Genomic DNA, 15,503 nt, shown 5'->3' on the forward strand with positions numbered 1-15,503 from the left:
ATACGCATAGCCTATGAAGCCAATTTTTAGCCGTGGCCCGTCGCTACAGATTCGCCTTATTCTGGCGGTTCTGGTGGCGCTTGGCGTGATTATCGCCGACAGCCGCCTGGGTACGTTCAGCCAGATCCGAACGTACATGGATACAGCCGTCAGTCCTTTCTACTTTATTTCTAACGGTCCTCGGGAATTGCTGGATAGCGTATCGCAAACGCTGGCCACCCGCGATCAGCTCGAACTGGAAAACCGCGCGCTGCGTCAGGAACTGCTGCTGAAAAACAGCGACCTGCTGATGCTGGGCCAGTACAAGCAGGAGAACGCGCGTCTGCGTGAACTGCTGGGCTCCCCGCTGCGCCAGGATGAGCAAAAAATGGTGACTCAGGTCATCTCAACGGTTAACGATCCCTACAGCGATCAGGTGGTTATCGATAAAGGCAGCGTCAGCGGCGTTTACGAAGGCCAGCCGGTTATCAGCGATAAGGGCGTTGTCGGTCAGGTTGTTGCCGTCGCGAAGATGACCAGCCGCGTGCTGCTTATCTGTGACGCCACCCATGCGCTGCCGATTCAGGTGCTGCGCAACGATATCCGCGTGATTGCCGCCGGTAATGGCTGCACTGACGATCTGCAGCTGGAGCATCTGCCGGCGAATACCGATATTCGCGTCGGCGACGTGCTGGTGACTTCAGGTCTTGGCGGCCGTTTCCCGGAAGGGTATCCGGTGGGCGTGGTCTCTTCGGTCAAGCTGGATACGCAGCGCGCGTATACCGTTATTCAGGCTCGCCCGACCGCGGGCCTGCAGCGTTTGCGCTATCTGCTGCTGCTGTGGGGGGCCGATCGTAACGGCTCCAACCCGATGACCCCGGAAGAGGTTCATCGCGTCGCGAATGAACGTCTGATGCAGATGATGCCGCAGGTTCTGCCCGCGCCGGATTCCGTCGGGCCACAAATGCCGGCTCCCGCAACCGGCCTGACGCCACCTGCTAAACCTCTGCCTGCAGGGGGGCAATAGTGGCAAGCTACCGTAGCCAGGGACGCTGGGTTATCTGGCTCTCGTTTCTTATTGCACTCTTGCTACAGATCATGCCCTGGCCGGCGGACATCAGCGTCTTCCGGCCAAACTGGGTGCTGCTTATCCTGCTGTACTGGATCCTCGCGTTACCGCATCGGGTGAACGTCGGCACGGGCTTCGTGATGGGCGCCGTTCTCGATCTCATCAGCGGCTCGACGCTGGGCGTTCGCGCGCTATCGTTAAGCATCATCGCTTATCTGGTCGCACTGAAATATCAGCTGTTCCGCAATCTGGCGCTCTGGCAGCAGGCGCTGGTGGTGATGATGCTCTCCCTCGCGGTGGACATCGTTGTTTTCTGGGCAGAGTTTTTAGTGATCAACGTCTCTTTCCGTCCGGAAGTGTTCTGGAGTAGTGTAGTAAACGGCGTGCTCTGGCCATGGCTATTCCTGCTGATGCGTAAAGTGCGTCAGCAATTTGCGGTGCAATAAGGTTGATATGACAACTCTGTATCTTGCTTCAGGTTCTCCACGTCGACAGGAGCTGTTGACTCAGATGGGGCTCTCCTTCGAGCGCGTGGTTCCCGGTATTGAGGAACGACGCCAGCCGCAGGAGAGCGCTCAGCATTACGTCACTCGCCTGGCGCGTGAAAAAGCGCAGGCCGGCGTTGCGCTGGCATCGCGCGATCTGCCGGTGCTGGGGGCGGATACCATTGTCATCCTTAACGGCGAGGTGCTGGAAAAGCCGCGCGATGCCGGGCATGCCGCAGAGATGCTGCGCATGCTTTCCGGGAAAACGCATCAGGTGATGACCGCGGTTGCCCTGGCGGATAAGCAGCAGGCGCTGGACTGTCTGGTGGTAACGGAGGTGACCTTCCGCCTGCTGAGCGAGCAGGATATCGCCGGCTACGTCGCCAGCGGCGAGCCTTTAGATAAAGCAGGTGCATACGGTATTCAAGGGCTGGGTGGCTGTTTTGTCAGGAAGATTAATGGCAGCTATCACGCCGTAGTCGGCTTACCGCTGGTAGAAACGTATGAGTTGCTGAGTAACTTTAACTCACTGCGTGAAGAAAAGGGATAAAGATGACGGCTGAATTATTAGTGAACGTAACGCCATCGGAAACGCGCGTCGCGTATATCGATGGCGGTATTCTGCAGGAAATTCACATTGAGCGCGAAGCGCGGCGCGGGATCGTAGGCAATATCTACAAAGGTCGTGTTAGTCGAGTGCTGCCGGGAATGCAGGCGGCTTTTGTAGATATTGGCCTGGATAAGGCCGCGTTTCTGCACGCTTCAGACATCATGCCGCACACCGAGTGCGTCGCCGGGGAAGAGCAAAAGCAGTTCACCGTGCGCGATATCTCCGAGCTGGTCCGTCAGGGCCAGGACCTGATGGTGCAGGTGGTGAAAGACCCCCTTGGCACCAAGGGCGCCCGTCTGACCACCGATATCACCATTCCTTCCCGCTATCTGGTGTTTATGCCAGGAGCCTCGCACGTTGGGGTTTCCCAGCGTATTGAGAGCGAAGCGGAGCGCGAGCGGCTGAAGAAGGTTGTCGCCGACTACTGTGATGAGCAGGGCGGATTTATCATCCGTACGGCGGCGGAAGGCGTACACGAGCAGGAAATGGCCGCCGATGCCGCCTACCTCAAGCGCGTCTGGACGAAGGTCATGGAGCGTAAGAAGCGCCAGCAGACCCGCTATCAGATGTACGGCGAGCTGGCGCTGGCACAGCGCGTGCTGCGCGATTTTGCCGACGCCCATCTTGACCGCATTCGCGTCGACTCCCGCCTGACCTACGAATCGCTGCTGGAGTTCACCGCCGAATATATGCCGGAGATGACCAGCAAGCTCGAGCACTACAGCGGCCGCCAGCCGATCTTCGATCTCTTTGACGTGGAGAACGAAATTCAGCGCGCGCTGGAGCGTAAAGTGGAGCTGAAGTCCGGCGGCTATCTGGTTATCGATCAGACCGAAGCGATGACCACCGTCGATATCAATACCGGGGCCTTCGTCGGCCACCGCAATCTTGACGATACCATCTTCAATACCAACATTGAGGCGACCCAGGCGATTGCCCGCCAGCTGCGGCTGCGCAACCTCGGCGGGATTATTATCATTGATTTCATTGATATGAATAATGAAGATCACCGCCGCCGGGTGCTGCATTCTCTGGAGCAGGCGCTGAATAAGGATCGGGTGAAAACCAGCATCAACGGCTTCTCCCAGCTTGGGCTGGTGGAGATGACCCGTAAGCGCACCCGCGAAAGCGTGGAGCACGTGCTGTGTAAGGACTGCCCGACCTGCCACGGTCGCGGCACGGTAAAATCGGTTGAAACGGTGTGTTATGAAATCATGCGCGAGATCGTCCGCGTACATCATGCCTACGACTCCGACCGTTTCCTGGTCTATGCTTCTCCTGCCGTCGCGGAAACCCTGAAAGGGGAAGAGTCCCACGCGCTGGCGGAAGTCGAAATCTTTGTCGGTAAACAGGTCAAAGTGCAAATTGAACCGCTCTATAATCAAGAGCAGTTTGATGTGGTAATGATGTAATCATCTGGTTTGCCCTCGTTCGGCCTGTCGGCCGCGGTGATGCGCCGGCCGGGCGGAACCCGTGAACGCAGCGCTGAGGGCAGATGAAGGATGAGGTGTAATAGTTTGACAAGGAGAGATGCGTGAGGCGACTGCCCGGGATATTACTGCTCACCGTGGCGACACTGATTGTTGTCATCGCACTGCTGGTGAGCGGTCTGCGTCTCGTGCTGCCGCAGCTGGACGCATGGCGCCCCCAGCTGCTGGAGAAAATCTCCGCGATCTCCGGCTCTCCGGTCGAGGCGTCCCGGCTGAGCGCCAGCTGGCAGAATTTTGGCCCCACGCTGGACGTCCGCGATGTGAAAGCCGGCCTCAAAGACGGCGGCGAGCTGTCGGTTAAACGCGTCACCCTCGCGCTGGACGTATGGCAAAGCCTGCTCCACATGCGCTGGCAGTTTCGCGATCTCACCTTCTGGCAGCTAAAAATCCACACCAACACGCCGATCCAGACCAACGATGGCGGCGAGAGCCTGAAAACCGACCACATCGGCGATCTGTTCCTGCGCCAGTTCGATCACTTTATTCTCCGCGACAGCCACCTGAGCTTCGTGACCCTCTCCGGCCAGCGCGCCGAACTGGCCGTTCCGCAGCTCACCTGGCTGAACGGTAAAAATCGCCATCGCGCGGAAGGCGAGCTGAGCCTTTCCAGCCTCAACGGCCAGCACGGGGTAATGAAGGTGCGGATGGATCTGCGCGATGAAAACGGCCTGCTGAACAAGGGTCGCGTATGGCTGCAGGCGGATGATATTGACGTTAAGCCGTGGCTGGGCCGCTGGATGCAGGACAATATCGCCCTGCAGAGCGCGCGTTTTAGCCTTGAAGGCTGGATGACTATCGACAAAGGCGATATCGCCGGCGGCGACGTATGGCTGAAAAAAGGCGGCGCCAGCTGGCAGGGCGATAATCAGCCCCATCGGCTGGTGGTGGATAACCTGACGGCGCACATCTCCCGCGATAAGCAGAGCTGGGGCTTCCGTATCCCCGATACGCGGATCTCTATTGACGGCAAGTCGTGGCCTCGCGGCGCGCTGGCGATGGCGTGGATCCCGGCGCAGGACGTTGGCGGGGACGGCCATTCGCGCAGCGACGAGCTGCGCATCCGCGCGAGCAACCTCGAGCTGAACGGCCTGACCGGGCTGCAGCCTTTTGCCGATAAGCTGGCGCCCGCGCTCGGCGAAATCTGGCGCACCACCCGGCCAAACGGCAAAATTAATCTTCTGGCGCTGGATATCCCGCTGCAGGCGGCGGAAAAATCGCGCTTTCAGGCCAGCTGGAGCGACTTTTCGTGGAAGCAGTGGAAGCTGCTGCCCGGCGCGGAGCACTTCTCCGGCAGCGTCGCCGGAAGCTTAGAGAACGGCTCCCTGCATGCCAGCATGACGCAGGCGAAAATGCCCTATGAAACGGTATTTCGCGCGCCGCTGGAAATCGCGCAGGGCGACGCGACCCTTAGCTGGGTAAAGAATGAAAAGGGCTTTATGCTCGACGGGCGCAATATTGACGTACAGGCGACCGGCGTGCGCGCCCGGGGCGGCTTCCGCTATTTACAGCCGCAGGGCGATGAACCCTGGCTGGGCATTCTGGCAGGGATCAGCACCAATGACGGCGGCCAGGCGTGGCGCTATTTCCCGGAAAACCTGATGGGCAAAGAGCTGGTGGATTACCTCAGCGGCGCGATTCAAGGCGGCCAGTCCACCGATGCGACGCTGGTTTACGGCGGCAACCCGCACCTGTTCCCCTATCTGCACAACGAGGGCCAGTTCGAGGTTTCCGTACCGCTGACCAACGCCACCTTCGCTTTCCAGCCGGACTGGCCGGCGCTGACCGGTCTGGACATCAACCTCGACTTTATCAACAACGGGCTGTGGATGAAGGCCGATAAGGTCATGCTCGGCAAGGTGGCCGCCAGCAACCTTGATGCGGCGATCCCTGACTATTCGCGGGAAAAGCTGCTGATCGATGCGGATATCAACGGTGCGGGCAAAGAGGTTGGCCCTTATTTCAAAGAGACGCCGCTCAAGGAGACGCTGGGCGCCGCGCTGGATGAGCTGCAGCTGGATGGTGGTGTGAGTGCTCGCTTACATCTCGACATTCCGCTGGACGGTGAGCTGACGACCGCCAAAGGCGACGTGAACCTCAACAATAACAGCCTGTTTATCAAGCCCATCGACGCGACGCTGAACAACCTGAGCGGTAAATTCAGCTTTGTTAACGGCAATCTGACAAGCGAGAACATGAGCGCCAGCTGGTTTAATCAGCCGCTGAATCTTAATTTCTCCACCACCGAGGGGCAGAAAGCCTTCCTGGTCGATGTGGGAATGAACGCCAGCTGGCAGCCTTCGCGGACCGGCCTGCTGCCGAAAGCTATCGATGAGGCGGTAAGCGGCAGCGTGCCGTGGGACGGTAAGGTGGCGATTGAGCTACCGTATCGCGGCAGCGCAAGCTATAGGGTCGATATTAACGGCGACCTGAAAAATGTGAGCAGTCGCTTACCTGCACCCGTAGACAAGCCAGCCGGCGAAGCGCTGCCGGTGAAAATTAACGTCGCAGGCGGGCTCAGCAGCTTTGATTTGACCGGCTCCATCGGCGCGAAAAACCATATCAACAGCCGCTGGCTGCTGAACCGCAAGCTGACGCTGGATCGGGCGATTTTAACCTCCGACAGCAAGGCCGTTTCTCAGCTCCCGGAGCAGGCTGGCGTAGAGCTCAACATGCCGCCGATGGACGGGGCGCAGTGGCTGGCCCTGTTCCAGGGCGGTGCGGCCAATGAAGTCAGCAGCAATATCATCTTCCCCGAGCGGGTGACCCTGCGGACGCCGTCGCTGACCTTTGCCGGGCAGAGCTGGAATAACGTCAGCCTTGTCTCCCGTCCGGAGGCCGGTGGTTCGAAGGTTGAAGCGCAGGGCCGCGAAATTAACGCTTCCCTGACCATGCGCCAAAACGCCCCGTGGCTGGCGGCCATTCGCTACCTCTATTACAACCCGACCGCCGCGCAGAAGAGCGATGCGGCGCCGGGCGGCAGCAATCCTTTTGCCGATAGCCGAATCGATTTCCGCGGCTGGCCGGATCTCCAGCTGCGCTGTGCGGAGTGCTGGCTGTGGGGGCAAAAATACGGGCGTATCGACGGCGACTTCGCGATTAGCGGCGATACGCTAACTCTCGCCAACGGGCTGGTGGATACCGGTTTCGGCCGTCTGACCTCCGATGGCGTGTGGGTCAATGCGGCAAGCGGCGTACGCACCTCGTTGAAAGGTAAGCTTCACGGCAGTAAAACCGACGCTTTCTTCGGCTTCTTCGGCGTCTCAACGCCGGTGAAAGGCTCGTCGTTTGACGTCGACTACGATCTGCACTGGCGCGCGCCGCCGTGGAAGCCGGACGTGGCCTCGCTCAACGGGGTGCTGAAAAGTCGTCTTGGCAAGGGCGAGTTTACCGACCTGAGCACCGGCCACGCCGGCCAGCTCCTGCGTCTGCTGAGCGTGGATGCGCTGCTGCGCAAACTGCGCTTCGACTTCAGTGACACCTTCAGCGAAGGGTTCTGGTTCGATTCGATCCGCAGTACCGCATGGATTAAAGATGGCGTGCTCAATACCGATGATACGCTGGTTGACGGCCTTGAAGCGGATATTGCGATGACGGGCTCGGTGGACCTCGTGCGCCGCCAGCTGGACCTGCAGGCGGTGGTGGCGCCGGAAATCTCGGCGACCGTCGGCGTGGCAACGGCGTTCGTGATTAACCCGATCGTCGGCGCCGCGGTGTTTGCCGCCAGCAAGGTGCTGGGGCCGCTGTGGAATAAGGTGTCTATTTTGCGCTATCGCATCACCGGTCCTATCGATCAGCCGCAAATCAATGAAGTGCTGCGCCAGGCGCGCAGCGACAAAAAGCAATGATTTGACGATTGCGGGGAATTATCGCACTCTCAATAGATAGCGTTCTATACCCGTTATATTTCAAACAGCAGATGCGTTGGCTACGCCTGTTCACCCCGGAGCTAAGCTGCCGGGGTTGGTCAGCTGCCGCCTTTCTGCAACCTGAACGATTATGGGCACCTATTTCCGCCTGACGGGCGGCAACAAACGAGTAGCAAACGATGAGTCTGAACCTGGTAAGTGAACAATTACTGTCGGCAAACGGCCTGAGCCATCAGGACCTTTTTGCCATTCTTGGCCAGCTGGCCGAGCGCCGTCTTGATTACGGCGATCTCTATTTTCAGTCGAGCTATCACGAATCCTGGGTTCTGGAAGACAGCATCATCAAAGATGGTTCGTATAATATCGACCAGGGCGTCGGCGTTCGCGCGGTAAGCGGCGAGAAGACCGGCTTCGCCTATGCTGACCAGATCAGCCTGCTGGCGCTGGAGCAAAGCGCGCAGGCGGCGCGTACCATCGTGCGCGACAGCGGCGACGGTAAGGTTCGCACTCTTGGCGCGGTGGAATATAGCCCGCTGTATGCCAGCATCGATCCGCTGCAAAGCATGAGCCGTGAAGAGAAGCTGGACATTCTGCGTCGCGTAGACAAAACGGCGCGGGCCGCCGATAAGCGCGTGCAGGAGGTTTCTGCCAGCCTCAGCGGCGTGTATGAACTGATTCTGGTTGCGGCGACCGACGGTACGCTGGCGGCGGACGTTCGACCGCTGGTCCGCCTTTCCGTCAGCGTGCTGGTGGAAGATGATGGCAAACGCGAGCGCGGCTCCAGCGGCGGCGGCGGACGTTTCGGCTACGACTATTTTCTCGCCAGCGAAGAGGGCGAAGTTCGCGCTGACGCCTGGGCAAGAGAAGCCGTGCGCATGGCGCTGGTTAATCTCTCCGCCGTGGCGGCCCCGGCCGGCATGCTGCCGGTGGTATTAGGCGCGGGCTGGCCTGGGGTGCTGCTGCATGAAGCGGTAGGCCACGGCCTGGAAGGCGACTTTAACCGTCGCGGGACGTCGGTGTTCAGCGGCCATATGGGCGAGCTGGTGGCGTCAGAACTCTGTACCGTGGTCGATGACGGCACCATTGCCGATCGCCGCGGTTCGCTGGCTGTCGATGACGAGGGCACGCCGGGTCAATACAACGTGTTGATCGAGAACGGTATCCTCAAAGGCTATATGCAGGACAAGCTCAACGCCCGCCTGATGGGCGTTGCGCCTACCGGTAACGGCCGTCGCGAGTCCTACGCGCATCTGCCGATGCCGCGTATGACCAACACCTACATGCTGGCGGGTAAATCGACGCCGCAGGAGATTATCGAATCGGTTGATTACGGTATCTTTGCGCCAAACTTCGGCGGCGGTCAGGTGGATATCACCTCCGGCAAGTTTGTCTTCTCCACCTCTGAAGCCTATCTGATTGAAAAAGGTAAGGTGACTAAGGCGGTGAAAGGGGCGACGCTTATCGGCTCCGGGATCGAAGCCATGCAGCAGATTTCCATGGTGGGGAACGATCTGAAGCTAGATAGCGGCGTTGGCGTTTGCGGTAAAGAGGGCCAGAGCGTGCCGGTTGGCGTCGGTCAGCCGACGCTGAAGGTCGATAAGCTCACCGTCGGCGGCACTGCCTGAGTATCCTCAATACGCCTTCGCATTCGTCGAAGGCGTAACCTTTCCCGTACTTATCCCGCCGCGCGTTATCGCCAGCGGCTAATGGTCGAGCCCGCGGCCGTGCATCCCCTGATAAATTTTCGCCACCTCGACAAAATACTCGGTCAGGTAGTTAATGCACACCTGGACCTTCAGCGGCAGCTTGTCTTTTTCGGTATAGAGCGCGTACACCGGGCGGGGATCCGACTGATAGCTTGGCAGCAGGATCTCGAGCTCCCCGCGGTTGATCTCTTCGATCGCCCACATGAGCGGAACGTAAGCGACGCCGACGCCGGCGGTCAGCCAGCGCACCAGGGTCATCGGATCGTTAGTGACGAAGCGCCCCTGCGGGATCAGCTTCGTCGAGATCCCTTCCGGCGCGATGATTTCGAATTCGTTATCCGGACGCACGCTGTATTCAAGCCAGGAGTGGCTGGCGAGATCCGCCGGCTTTTCCGGGGTCCCCGCCTGCTGCAGGTAGCTTTTTGCCGCGCAGAGCAGCATCGGCATCGACCCCAGACGACGCGAAAAGAGGCTGGAATCCTGCAGAGCGCCGACGCGAATAACCACGTCCAGGCCGTCGGCGATCAGGTCCGGCGCCGGGATCCCGGTGACCAAATTGACCGACAGCCCGGGGTACTCTTTGAGCATGCCTGCGGTAATGTGAGCGAGGACATTCTGTGCCATAGTTGAAGAGCAGCCGACGCGCAGGGTGCCGATTGGCGTGTTGTTAAACGCGTAAAGCTGCTCATGGACGTCCTGGACTTCATGCAGCATTCGGCGGCAGCCCTGGTAATAAATCTTCCCGGCTTCGGTTAAGGCAAGGCTGCGGGTACTGCGGTTAAGCAGCTTTACCTGCAGCTCATCTTCCAGCCTGGATACGGTTTGGCTGATTGAAGAAACGCTCATCTGGAGCTGGCGGGCCGCGGCGGTAAATGAACCCAGTTCAACCACTTTGGCAAAAACGGACATGCGTTTTAGTCGTTCCATTGTTCACTCTGACTTAAAAGTGATTTAGATCACATAATATAGATCATGCTGCAATTGTTACGTTACTATATTGTTAGCTACATAATAAATGCTTCACGCTTACCACCTGCACGCTTCTTATCAAGGTCATCATGAGTCTGTTTCCTGTCATCGTGATTTTCGGCTTGTCGTTTCCGCCGATCTTCTTTGAGCTGTTAATATCGCTGGCCATTTTCTGGCTGGTGCACCGACTGCTGGTTCCCACCGGCATCTATGACTTCGTCTGGCACCCTGCACTGTTTAATACCGCGTTATATTGCTGCCTTTTTTATCTGATATCGCGTTTGTTCGTTTGAGGTTGATGTGAAAACACTAACAAGAAATATCTTCCGTACCGCAATCACTGTGATACTGGTTATCCTGGCATTTGTCGCAATTTTTCGCGCGTGGGTCTACTACACCGCATCGCCGTGGACGCGCGATGCGCGCTTTAGCGCCGACATCGTGGCCATCGCACCCGACGTCTCGGGGCTGATTTCGCAGGTTAATATCAAGGATAACCAGCTGGTTAAGCAAGGTCAGGTTTTATTCGTGATCGACCAACCGCGCTACCAGAAGGCGCTTGAAGAGGCCGAGGCCGACGTCTCCTATTACCAAACTCTGGCCCAGGAAAAACGCGTTGAGGCCGGTCGTCGTAACCGGCTCGGCGTTCAGGCGATGTCCCGGGAGGAGATAGACCAGGCCAATAACGTCCTGCAGACGGTGGAACACCAGCTGGCAAAATCGGTGGCAAGCTGCGATCTGGCGAAGCTCGACCTGCAGCGGACGGTTATCCGCGCGCCGGCCGATGGCTGGGTGACCAACCTCAACGTCTACAGCGGTGAATTTATTACCCGCGGCTCTACGGCGGTGGCGCTGGTGAAACAGGATACCTTCTACGTGGTGGCCTACCTCGAAGAGACCAAGCTGGAAGGCGTACGTCCGGGCTTCCGGGCGGAAATCACCCCGCTGGGCAGCAGCAGCACGATCAAAGGGACGGTTGACAGTATTGCCGCCGGGGTGACGAACGCCAGCAGCAGCAGCGATGCAAAAGGCATGGCCTCCGTGGACTCGAACCTTGAGTGGGTGCGCCTGGCGCAGCGCGTACCGGTGCGTATTCGTCTCGATAAGCAGCAGGGCAATATTTGGCCGGCGGGAACCACCGCAACGGTGGTGATCACCGGGAAAGAGGACCGCGACGTCCGCCAGGCGAATTTCTTCCAGAAACTGGCCCTGCGCCTGCGTGAGTTTGGTTAATCGTCATGGGGATCTTCACTATTGCCCCCCGGCACCTCCGCTTTGCGATTAAGCTGGCGTGCGCGGTGGTGCTGGCACTCTTTGTTGGCTTCCACTTTCAGCTGGAAACGCCCCGCTGGGCGGTGCTGACGGCGGCAATCGTTGCCGCGGGCCCGGCGTTTGCGGCCGGGGGAGAGCCCTATTCTGGCGCCATTCGCTATCGCGGGATGCTGCGTATTGTCGGCACCTTTATCGGCTGTATTGCGGCGCTGGCCATTATCATCCTGATGATCCGCGCCCCGCTGCTGATGATGCTGGTGTGCTGCCTGTGGGCCGGATTCTGCACCTGGATCTCTTCGCTGGTGCGGGTTGAAAACTCCTACGCCTGGGGGCTTGCGGGCTATACCGCGCTGATCATTGTTATCACCATTCATACCGATCCGATGCTGGCGCCGCAGTTTGCCGTCGAGCGCTGCAGCGAGATCGTGGTCGGTATCGTCAGCGCCATTGTGGCGGACCTGCTGTTTTCGCCGCGGTCGATCAAAAAAGAGATCGACCTCGAGCTGGATAACCTGCTGGTCGAACACTATCGTCTGATGCAGCTCTGCGTGGCGCATGGCGACAGCGCAGTGGTGGATAAAGCCTGGGGAGCGCTGGTTCGCCGGACCAGCGCGCTGGAAGGCATGCGCGGAAACCTGATCATGGAGTCCTCGCGCTGGGCCAAGGTCAACCAGCGGCTGAAGGCGATTAATACTCTCTCCCTGACGCTGATCACCCAGGCCTGCGAGACCTACTTAATCCAGAACTCACGGCCGGAAATGGTGACGGATGATTACCGGGAGTTGTTCGCCGAGCCGGTTGAGAGCGTGCAGGACGTCCATCGCCAGCTGAAGAGAATGCGCCGCTTTCTGACCTGGAAAGGGGAGCATAATACGCCGGTCACGATCTATAGCTGGGTCGGCGCCGCGACGCGCTATCTGCTGTTAAAAAGAGGCGTGGTCAGCAATACCAAAATTAGCCGCATTGAAGATGAGGTGCTGCGGGGCGAAGTGGTCATCAAGGCCGAGTCGGCCGAGCGCCACCATGCGATGGTGAACTTCTGGCGCACCTCCATTTCCTGCATTCTCGGCACCTTGTTCTGGCTGTGGACCGGCTGGACCTCCGGCAGCGGGGCGATGGTGATGATCGCGGTAGTCACGGCGCTGGCGATGCGCCTGCCGAACCCGCGGATGGTGGCGCTGGACTTCCTTTACGGGATGCTGGCGGCGCTACCGCTGGGGGCGTTTTTCTTCCTCGTGATTATGCCCGCAACGCAGCAGAGCATGCTGCTGCTGTGCATTAGCCTGGCGGTGATGGCATTCTTCATCGGGATTGAAGTACAGAAGCGGCGGCTGGGTTCAATGGGGGCGTTGGCCGGTACCATTAATATCCTGGTGCTGGATAACCCGATGCAGTTCCAGTTCAGCCAGTTCCTTGACAGCGCGTTAGGCCAGATAGTTGGCTGTTTCCTCGCGCTGATGGTTATCCTGCTGGTGCGGGATAATTCGCGCGCGCGCACCGGGCGCGTGCTGCTCAATCAGTTTGTCTCGGCGGCGGTATCATCGCTCACCACCAATACCGCCAGGCGCAAAGAGAACCATCTCCCGGCCCTCTATCAACAGCTCTTCTTATTGCTGAACAAGTTCCCGGACGATATTGCCCGTTTCCGCCTGGCGTTGACGCTGATTATTGCTCACCAGCGCCTGCGCGATGCGCCGGTGCCGGTTAACGACGATCTGTCGGCATACCATCGCCAGCTGCGCCGCACTGCGGATCACGTTATCTCCGCAGGTAATGACGACAAGCGTCGACGCTACTTCTCCCGCCTGCTCGACGAGCTGGATATTTATCAGGAGAAGCTACGGCTCTGGGAAGCCTCGCCGCAGGTGACGGAGCCGGTCCGACGGCTGGTGGAGATGCTGCGCAAGTATCAGCATGTGCTGACAAATAGCTAAAGACTAAAAGCCGACGCCTGAAGCGTCGGTTTTTTTATCGCTATACTTATTCATCAACGGTACCCCTTCGATTGAGAAATATAAGGATGGTAAAACGACCGTCCGGCGGTATGGTATTTAGCGGGGAATAGCTGCGGGTATTAAGCGGGGGCGGGCGATGACGGTCTACACGTTTGATTTCGATGACATAGCGGAACAGCAGGATTTCTATCGCGAGTTTTCGCGCGTCTTTGAGCTGGGTCGGGAGAGAGTAAACAATCTGGATTCGCTCTGGGAAGCGACCACCGGCGGTCTGTTGCCGCTACCGCTGGAGATTGAGTTTATTCACTTGAGCGATAAGCAGCGACGGCGCTTTGGCGCGTTGATTCTGCTGTTTGATGAAGCGGAAGAAGAGCTGGAAGGGGAACTACGTTTTAATGCCAGACAGGCATAAAAAAGCCCCCGCCAGGCGGGGGCAAGTCGTCGGATAAGACGACGAGGGTTTATTTGTACAACTCAGCCGTAGCGTGCCAGCTGTCGCCGGTACGGGCTTCAATAATACGGTAGCTGCTGGCGCCTTCTTTAGCGGCTTTCGCCGCCAGTTCCTGGCGCATATCCATCGGTGCGCTGCCTACCTGCGAGACAGAAACGGTGCCCATGGACTGTAGGTTTTGAGCCTGTTCGGCGTTGACCTGCTGTACGGCGGCGCTTGCGCCGAAGGAGAGTACGGAAGCCAGGCCCAGGGATGCGATGATCATTGCAGTTTTCATAATTTTTACTCCAACCATGTTGATTGCAGCGGCGGGAGGTTTGCGATGTACCTGGGCCGCTGGAGATATTCTGTATTCAGTTAATAACCGACTGTTGTTAAAGCTTATTTATAAAGTTCTGCCGTTGCGTGCCAGTGGTCACCGGTGCGCGCTTCGATGATGCGATAGGAAGAAGCCCCTTCCTCCTGCGCTTTTTGGTTCAGCATTTGGTGCATATCCATCGGGGAAGCACTTACCGCGCCGACGGAAACGGTGCCGATTGACTGACGGCCTTGGGCCTGATCGCTGTTGATTGAATCAGCGGCGAAAGCGCCAAAAGAGAGAACGGACAGGATACTGAGTGCAGCTACGGTTGTTTTGATTTTCATGATGTTCACCTCGTCGAATCTTATTATTGAGGGCTCTTTGTTTCGTGACCCTCATCACAAAATCAAGTATACACTAATCACCAAAAATATTAATACCGTGCTAATTGTTTTGAGTGTAAATAATTACATAGAAATGTCTTTTTTATAACGTATAAGAATTAGAAATGTCATTTATTAGCCGCAGGTGCCAACTATTTCTAATAAAATCATATGGATGGATGTATTTGATATTTTGTGCGTTTTCGGTCCATTCATTCAGTAAAGGAATGTATAGGCGTGAAAAACCACACTAAATGTTAAAAAAATGCTGCATTTTTTGAAGTTCCCTCCGGCGGCAGCCAGAGGGTGAGGGAGAGGACTTAGAGTTCTTGCTCAAACAGGACCAGAATCGCGTCGTGCAGATCTTTGACGGTAAAGCCCCTGGCCGGGGTGGTAAAGATGGTGTCATCGCCGGCAATACTGCCGAGGATGCCTTCCGCTTTACCCAGGGAGTCGAGAAGACGCGCGATGAGCTGCGCCGCGCCTGGGCTGGTATGGATAACCACGACGGCGTCGTTATAGTCGATGTCCAGTACCAGGTTTTTCAGCGGGCTGGACGTCGTCGGAACGCCAAGCTCGGCAGGCAGACAGTAAACCATTTCCATTTTGGCATTGCGGGTGCGTACCGCGCCAAATTTTGTGAGCATGCGCGAGACTTTCGATTGATTGATATTATCGAAACCTTCTTCCTGCAGCGCCTGAACGATTTCACCTTGAGAGCTGAATTTTTCTTCTTTAAGCAGCAGTTTAAATGCTTTAACCAGTTCTTCTTGTTTTGCCGAACTTCGCATAAGTCACCCAGATTATGGTGGTAAAAACAACATCATTATGCATAATCATGAATTTTTATGCAAATAATCCGCAAGGGGATAAAGTAAATAATGTTATGAAGGGGGCATATTTTAGCAAATAACCCTGCTAAGGAACATGCCTTCATCACGGGGCGTAAATAGCTGTAAAAGTAAAT

Annotated in this window: 14 protein-coding genes; 10 read left to right on the forward strand and 4 right to left on the reverse strand. The window is 57.6% G+C overall.

The window, feature by feature from the left end; translation table 11 throughout:
• Positions 1 to 13 precede the first annotated feature (13 nt).
• The 6 genes from mreC to tldD all read left to right on the forward strand — a co-directional run bounded on the left by mreC (position 14) and on the right by tldD (position 9,124).
• Positions 14 to 1,006, forward strand: a complete 993-nt coding sequence (gene mreC, locus MMW58_RS02315) for a rod shape-determining protein MreC (protein ID WP_041147460.1) — start codon at positions 14 to 16, stop codon at positions 1,004 to 1,006.
• Positions 1,006 to 1,494 carry a rod shape-determining protein MreD gene (gene mreD / locus MMW58_RS02320; RefSeq protein WP_041147459.1) on the forward strand — a complete coding sequence of 163 codons (489 nt, stop codon included), beginning with the start codon at positions 1,006 to 1,008 and terminating at the stop codon, positions 1,492 to 1,494. Before mreC ends, mreD begins: the two co-directional genes overlap by 1 nt.
• Positions 1,495 to 1,501: 7 nt before the next feature.
• The gene (locus tag MMW58_RS02325) at positions 1,502 to 2,083 is read left to right on the forward strand and encodes a Maf family protein (RefSeq protein ID WP_041147458.1); all 582 of its coding nucleotides are present in this window, start codon (positions 1,502 to 1,504) and stop codon (positions 2,081 to 2,083) included.
• A gap of 2 nt (positions 2,084 to 2,085) precedes the next feature.
• Positions 2,086 to 3,555: a ribonuclease G gene (rng, locus tag MMW58_RS02330; protein WP_041147457.1), complete on the forward strand. Its 1,470-nt coding sequence runs from the start codon at positions 2,086 to 2,088 to the stop codon at positions 3,553 to 3,555.
• Between the two features lie 122 nt (positions 3,556 to 3,677).
• Positions 3,678 to 7,478: an AsmA2 domain-containing protein YhdP gene (gene yhdP / locus MMW58_RS02335; RefSeq protein WP_241722694.1), complete on the forward strand. Its 3,801-nt coding sequence runs from the start codon at positions 3,678 to 3,680 to the stop codon at positions 7,476 to 7,478.
• A 200-nt stretch (positions 7,479 to 7,678) separates the two neighbouring features.
• Entirely contained in the window at positions 7,679 to 9,124 is a 1,446-nt protein-coding gene (tldD, locus tag MMW58_RS02340) for a metalloprotease TldD (RefSeq protein ID WP_045856518.1), read from the forward strand.
• A 78-nt stretch (positions 9,125 to 9,202) separates the two neighbouring features.
• Here tldD and aaeR read toward each other — a convergent pair whose 3' ends face one another.
• Positions 9,203 to 10,132 (reverse strand): HTH-type transcriptional activator AaeR, encoded by a 930-nt coding sequence (aaeR, locus tag MMW58_RS02345; RefSeq protein WP_045856520.1) that lies wholly within the window; start codon positions 10,130 to 10,132, stop codon positions 9,203 to 9,205.
• A gap of 131 nt (positions 10,133 to 10,263) precedes the next feature.
• Between aaeR and aaeX the strand changes: the two genes are divergently transcribed.
• From aaeX to MMW58_RS02365, 4 genes are all read left to right on the forward strand, one after another.
• Positions 10,264 to 10,467 carry a p-hydroxybenzoic acid efflux pump operon protein AaeX gene (aaeX, locus tag MMW58_RS02350; protein ID WP_004868260.1) on the forward strand — a complete coding sequence of 68 codons (204 nt, stop codon included), beginning with the start codon at positions 10,264 to 10,266 and terminating at the stop codon, positions 10,465 to 10,467.
• A gap of 7 nt (positions 10,468 to 10,474) precedes the next feature.
• The gene (aaeA, locus tag MMW58_RS02355) at positions 10,475 to 11,407 is read left to right on the forward strand and encodes a p-hydroxybenzoic acid efflux pump subunit AaeA (protein ID WP_241722695.1); all 933 of its coding nucleotides are present in this window, start codon (positions 10,475 to 10,477) and stop codon (positions 11,405 to 11,407) included.
• A gap of 5 nt (positions 11,408 to 11,412) precedes the next feature.
• Positions 11,413 to 13,380: a p-hydroxybenzoic acid efflux pump subunit AaeB gene (aaeB, locus tag MMW58_RS02360; protein ID WP_133600815.1), complete on the forward strand. Its 1,968-nt coding sequence runs from the start codon at positions 11,413 to 11,415 to the stop codon at positions 13,378 to 13,380.
• Positions 13,381 to 13,537: 157 nt separating this feature from the next.
• Positions 13,538 to 13,813, forward strand: coding sequence for a barstar family protein (locus MMW58_RS02365; protein ID WP_041147450.1), 276 nt, complete (start codon positions 13,538 to 13,540; stop codon positions 13,811 to 13,813).
• Between the two features lie 49 nt (positions 13,814 to 13,862).
• On the opposite strand, the gene yhcN-B is transcribed toward MMW58_RS02365, so the two are convergent.
• The 3 genes from yhcN-B to argR all read right to left on the reverse strand — a co-directional run bounded on the left by yhcN-B (position 13,863) and on the right by argR (position 15,327).
• Complete coding sequence (yhcN-B, locus tag MMW58_RS02370) at positions 13,863 to 14,129, reverse strand: DUF1471 family stress response protein YhcN-B (protein WP_045857851.1); 267 nt, start codon at positions 14,127 to 14,129, stop codon at positions 13,863 to 13,865.
• Between the two features lie 104 nt (positions 14,130 to 14,233).
• Positions 14,234 to 14,497, reverse strand: a complete 264-nt coding sequence (gene yhcN / locus MMW58_RS02375) for a peroxide/acid stress response protein YhcN (protein WP_128877066.1) — start codon at positions 14,495 to 14,497, stop codon at positions 14,234 to 14,236.
• 359 nt (positions 14,498 to 14,856) lie between these two features.
• Positions 14,857 to 15,327, reverse strand: coding sequence for a transcriptional regulator ArgR (gene argR / locus MMW58_RS02380; protein ID WP_041147448.1), 471 nt, complete (start codon positions 15,325 to 15,327; stop codon positions 14,857 to 14,859).
• Positions 15,328 to 15,503: the final 176 nt, after the last annotated feature.

Source organism: Klebsiella sp. HC6 (genome assembly GCF_022605325.1).
In the GTDB taxonomy this organism is placed as follows: domain Bacteria; phylum Pseudomonadota; class Gammaproteobacteria; order Enterobacterales; family Enterobacteriaceae; genus Klebsiella; species Klebsiella terrigena.

Excerpts from the sequence above, each read along its gene's own strand:
- mreC (WP_041147460.1), top strand. The coding sequence starts at position 14 with ATGAAGCCAATTTTTAGCCGTGGCCCGTCGCTACAGATTCGCCTTATT.
- MMW58_RS02325 (WP_041147458.1), top strand. The coding sequence starts at position 1,502 with ATGACAACTCTGTATCTTGCTTCAGGTTCTCCACGTCGACAGGAGCTG.
- rng (WP_041147457.1), top strand. The coding sequence starts at position 2,086 with ATGACGGCTGAATTATTAGTGAACGTAACGCCATCGGAAACGCGCGTC.
- tldD (WP_045856518.1), top strand. The coding sequence starts at position 7,679 with ATGAGTCTGAACCTGGTAAGTGAACAATTACTGTCGGCAAACGGCCTG.
- aaeR (WP_045856520.1), bottom strand. The coding sequence starts at position 10,132 with ATGGAACGACTAAAACGCATGTCCGTTTTTGCCAAAGTGGTTGAACTG.
- aaeX (WP_004868260.1), top strand. The coding sequence starts at position 10,264 with ATGAGTCTGTTTCCTGTCATCGTGATTTTCGGCTTGTCGTTTCCGCCG.
- aaeB (WP_133600815.1), top strand. The coding sequence starts at position 11,413 with ATGGGGATCTTCACTATTGCCCCCCGGCACCTCCGCTTTGCGATTAAG.
- MMW58_RS02365 (WP_041147450.1), top strand. The coding sequence starts at position 13,538 with ATGACGGTCTACACGTTTGATTTCGATGACATAGCGGAACAGCAGGAT.
- yhcN-B (WP_045857851.1), bottom strand. The coding sequence starts at position 14,129 with ATGAAAACTGCAATGATCATCGCATCCCTGGGCCTGGCTTCCGTACTC.
- yhcN (WP_128877066.1), bottom strand. The coding sequence starts at position 14,497 with ATGAAAATCAAAACAACCGTAGCTGCACTCAGTATCCTGTCCGTTCTC.
- argR (WP_041147448.1), bottom strand. The coding sequence starts at position 15,327 with ATGCGAAGTTCGGCAAAACAAGAAGAACTGGTTAAAGCATTTAAACTG.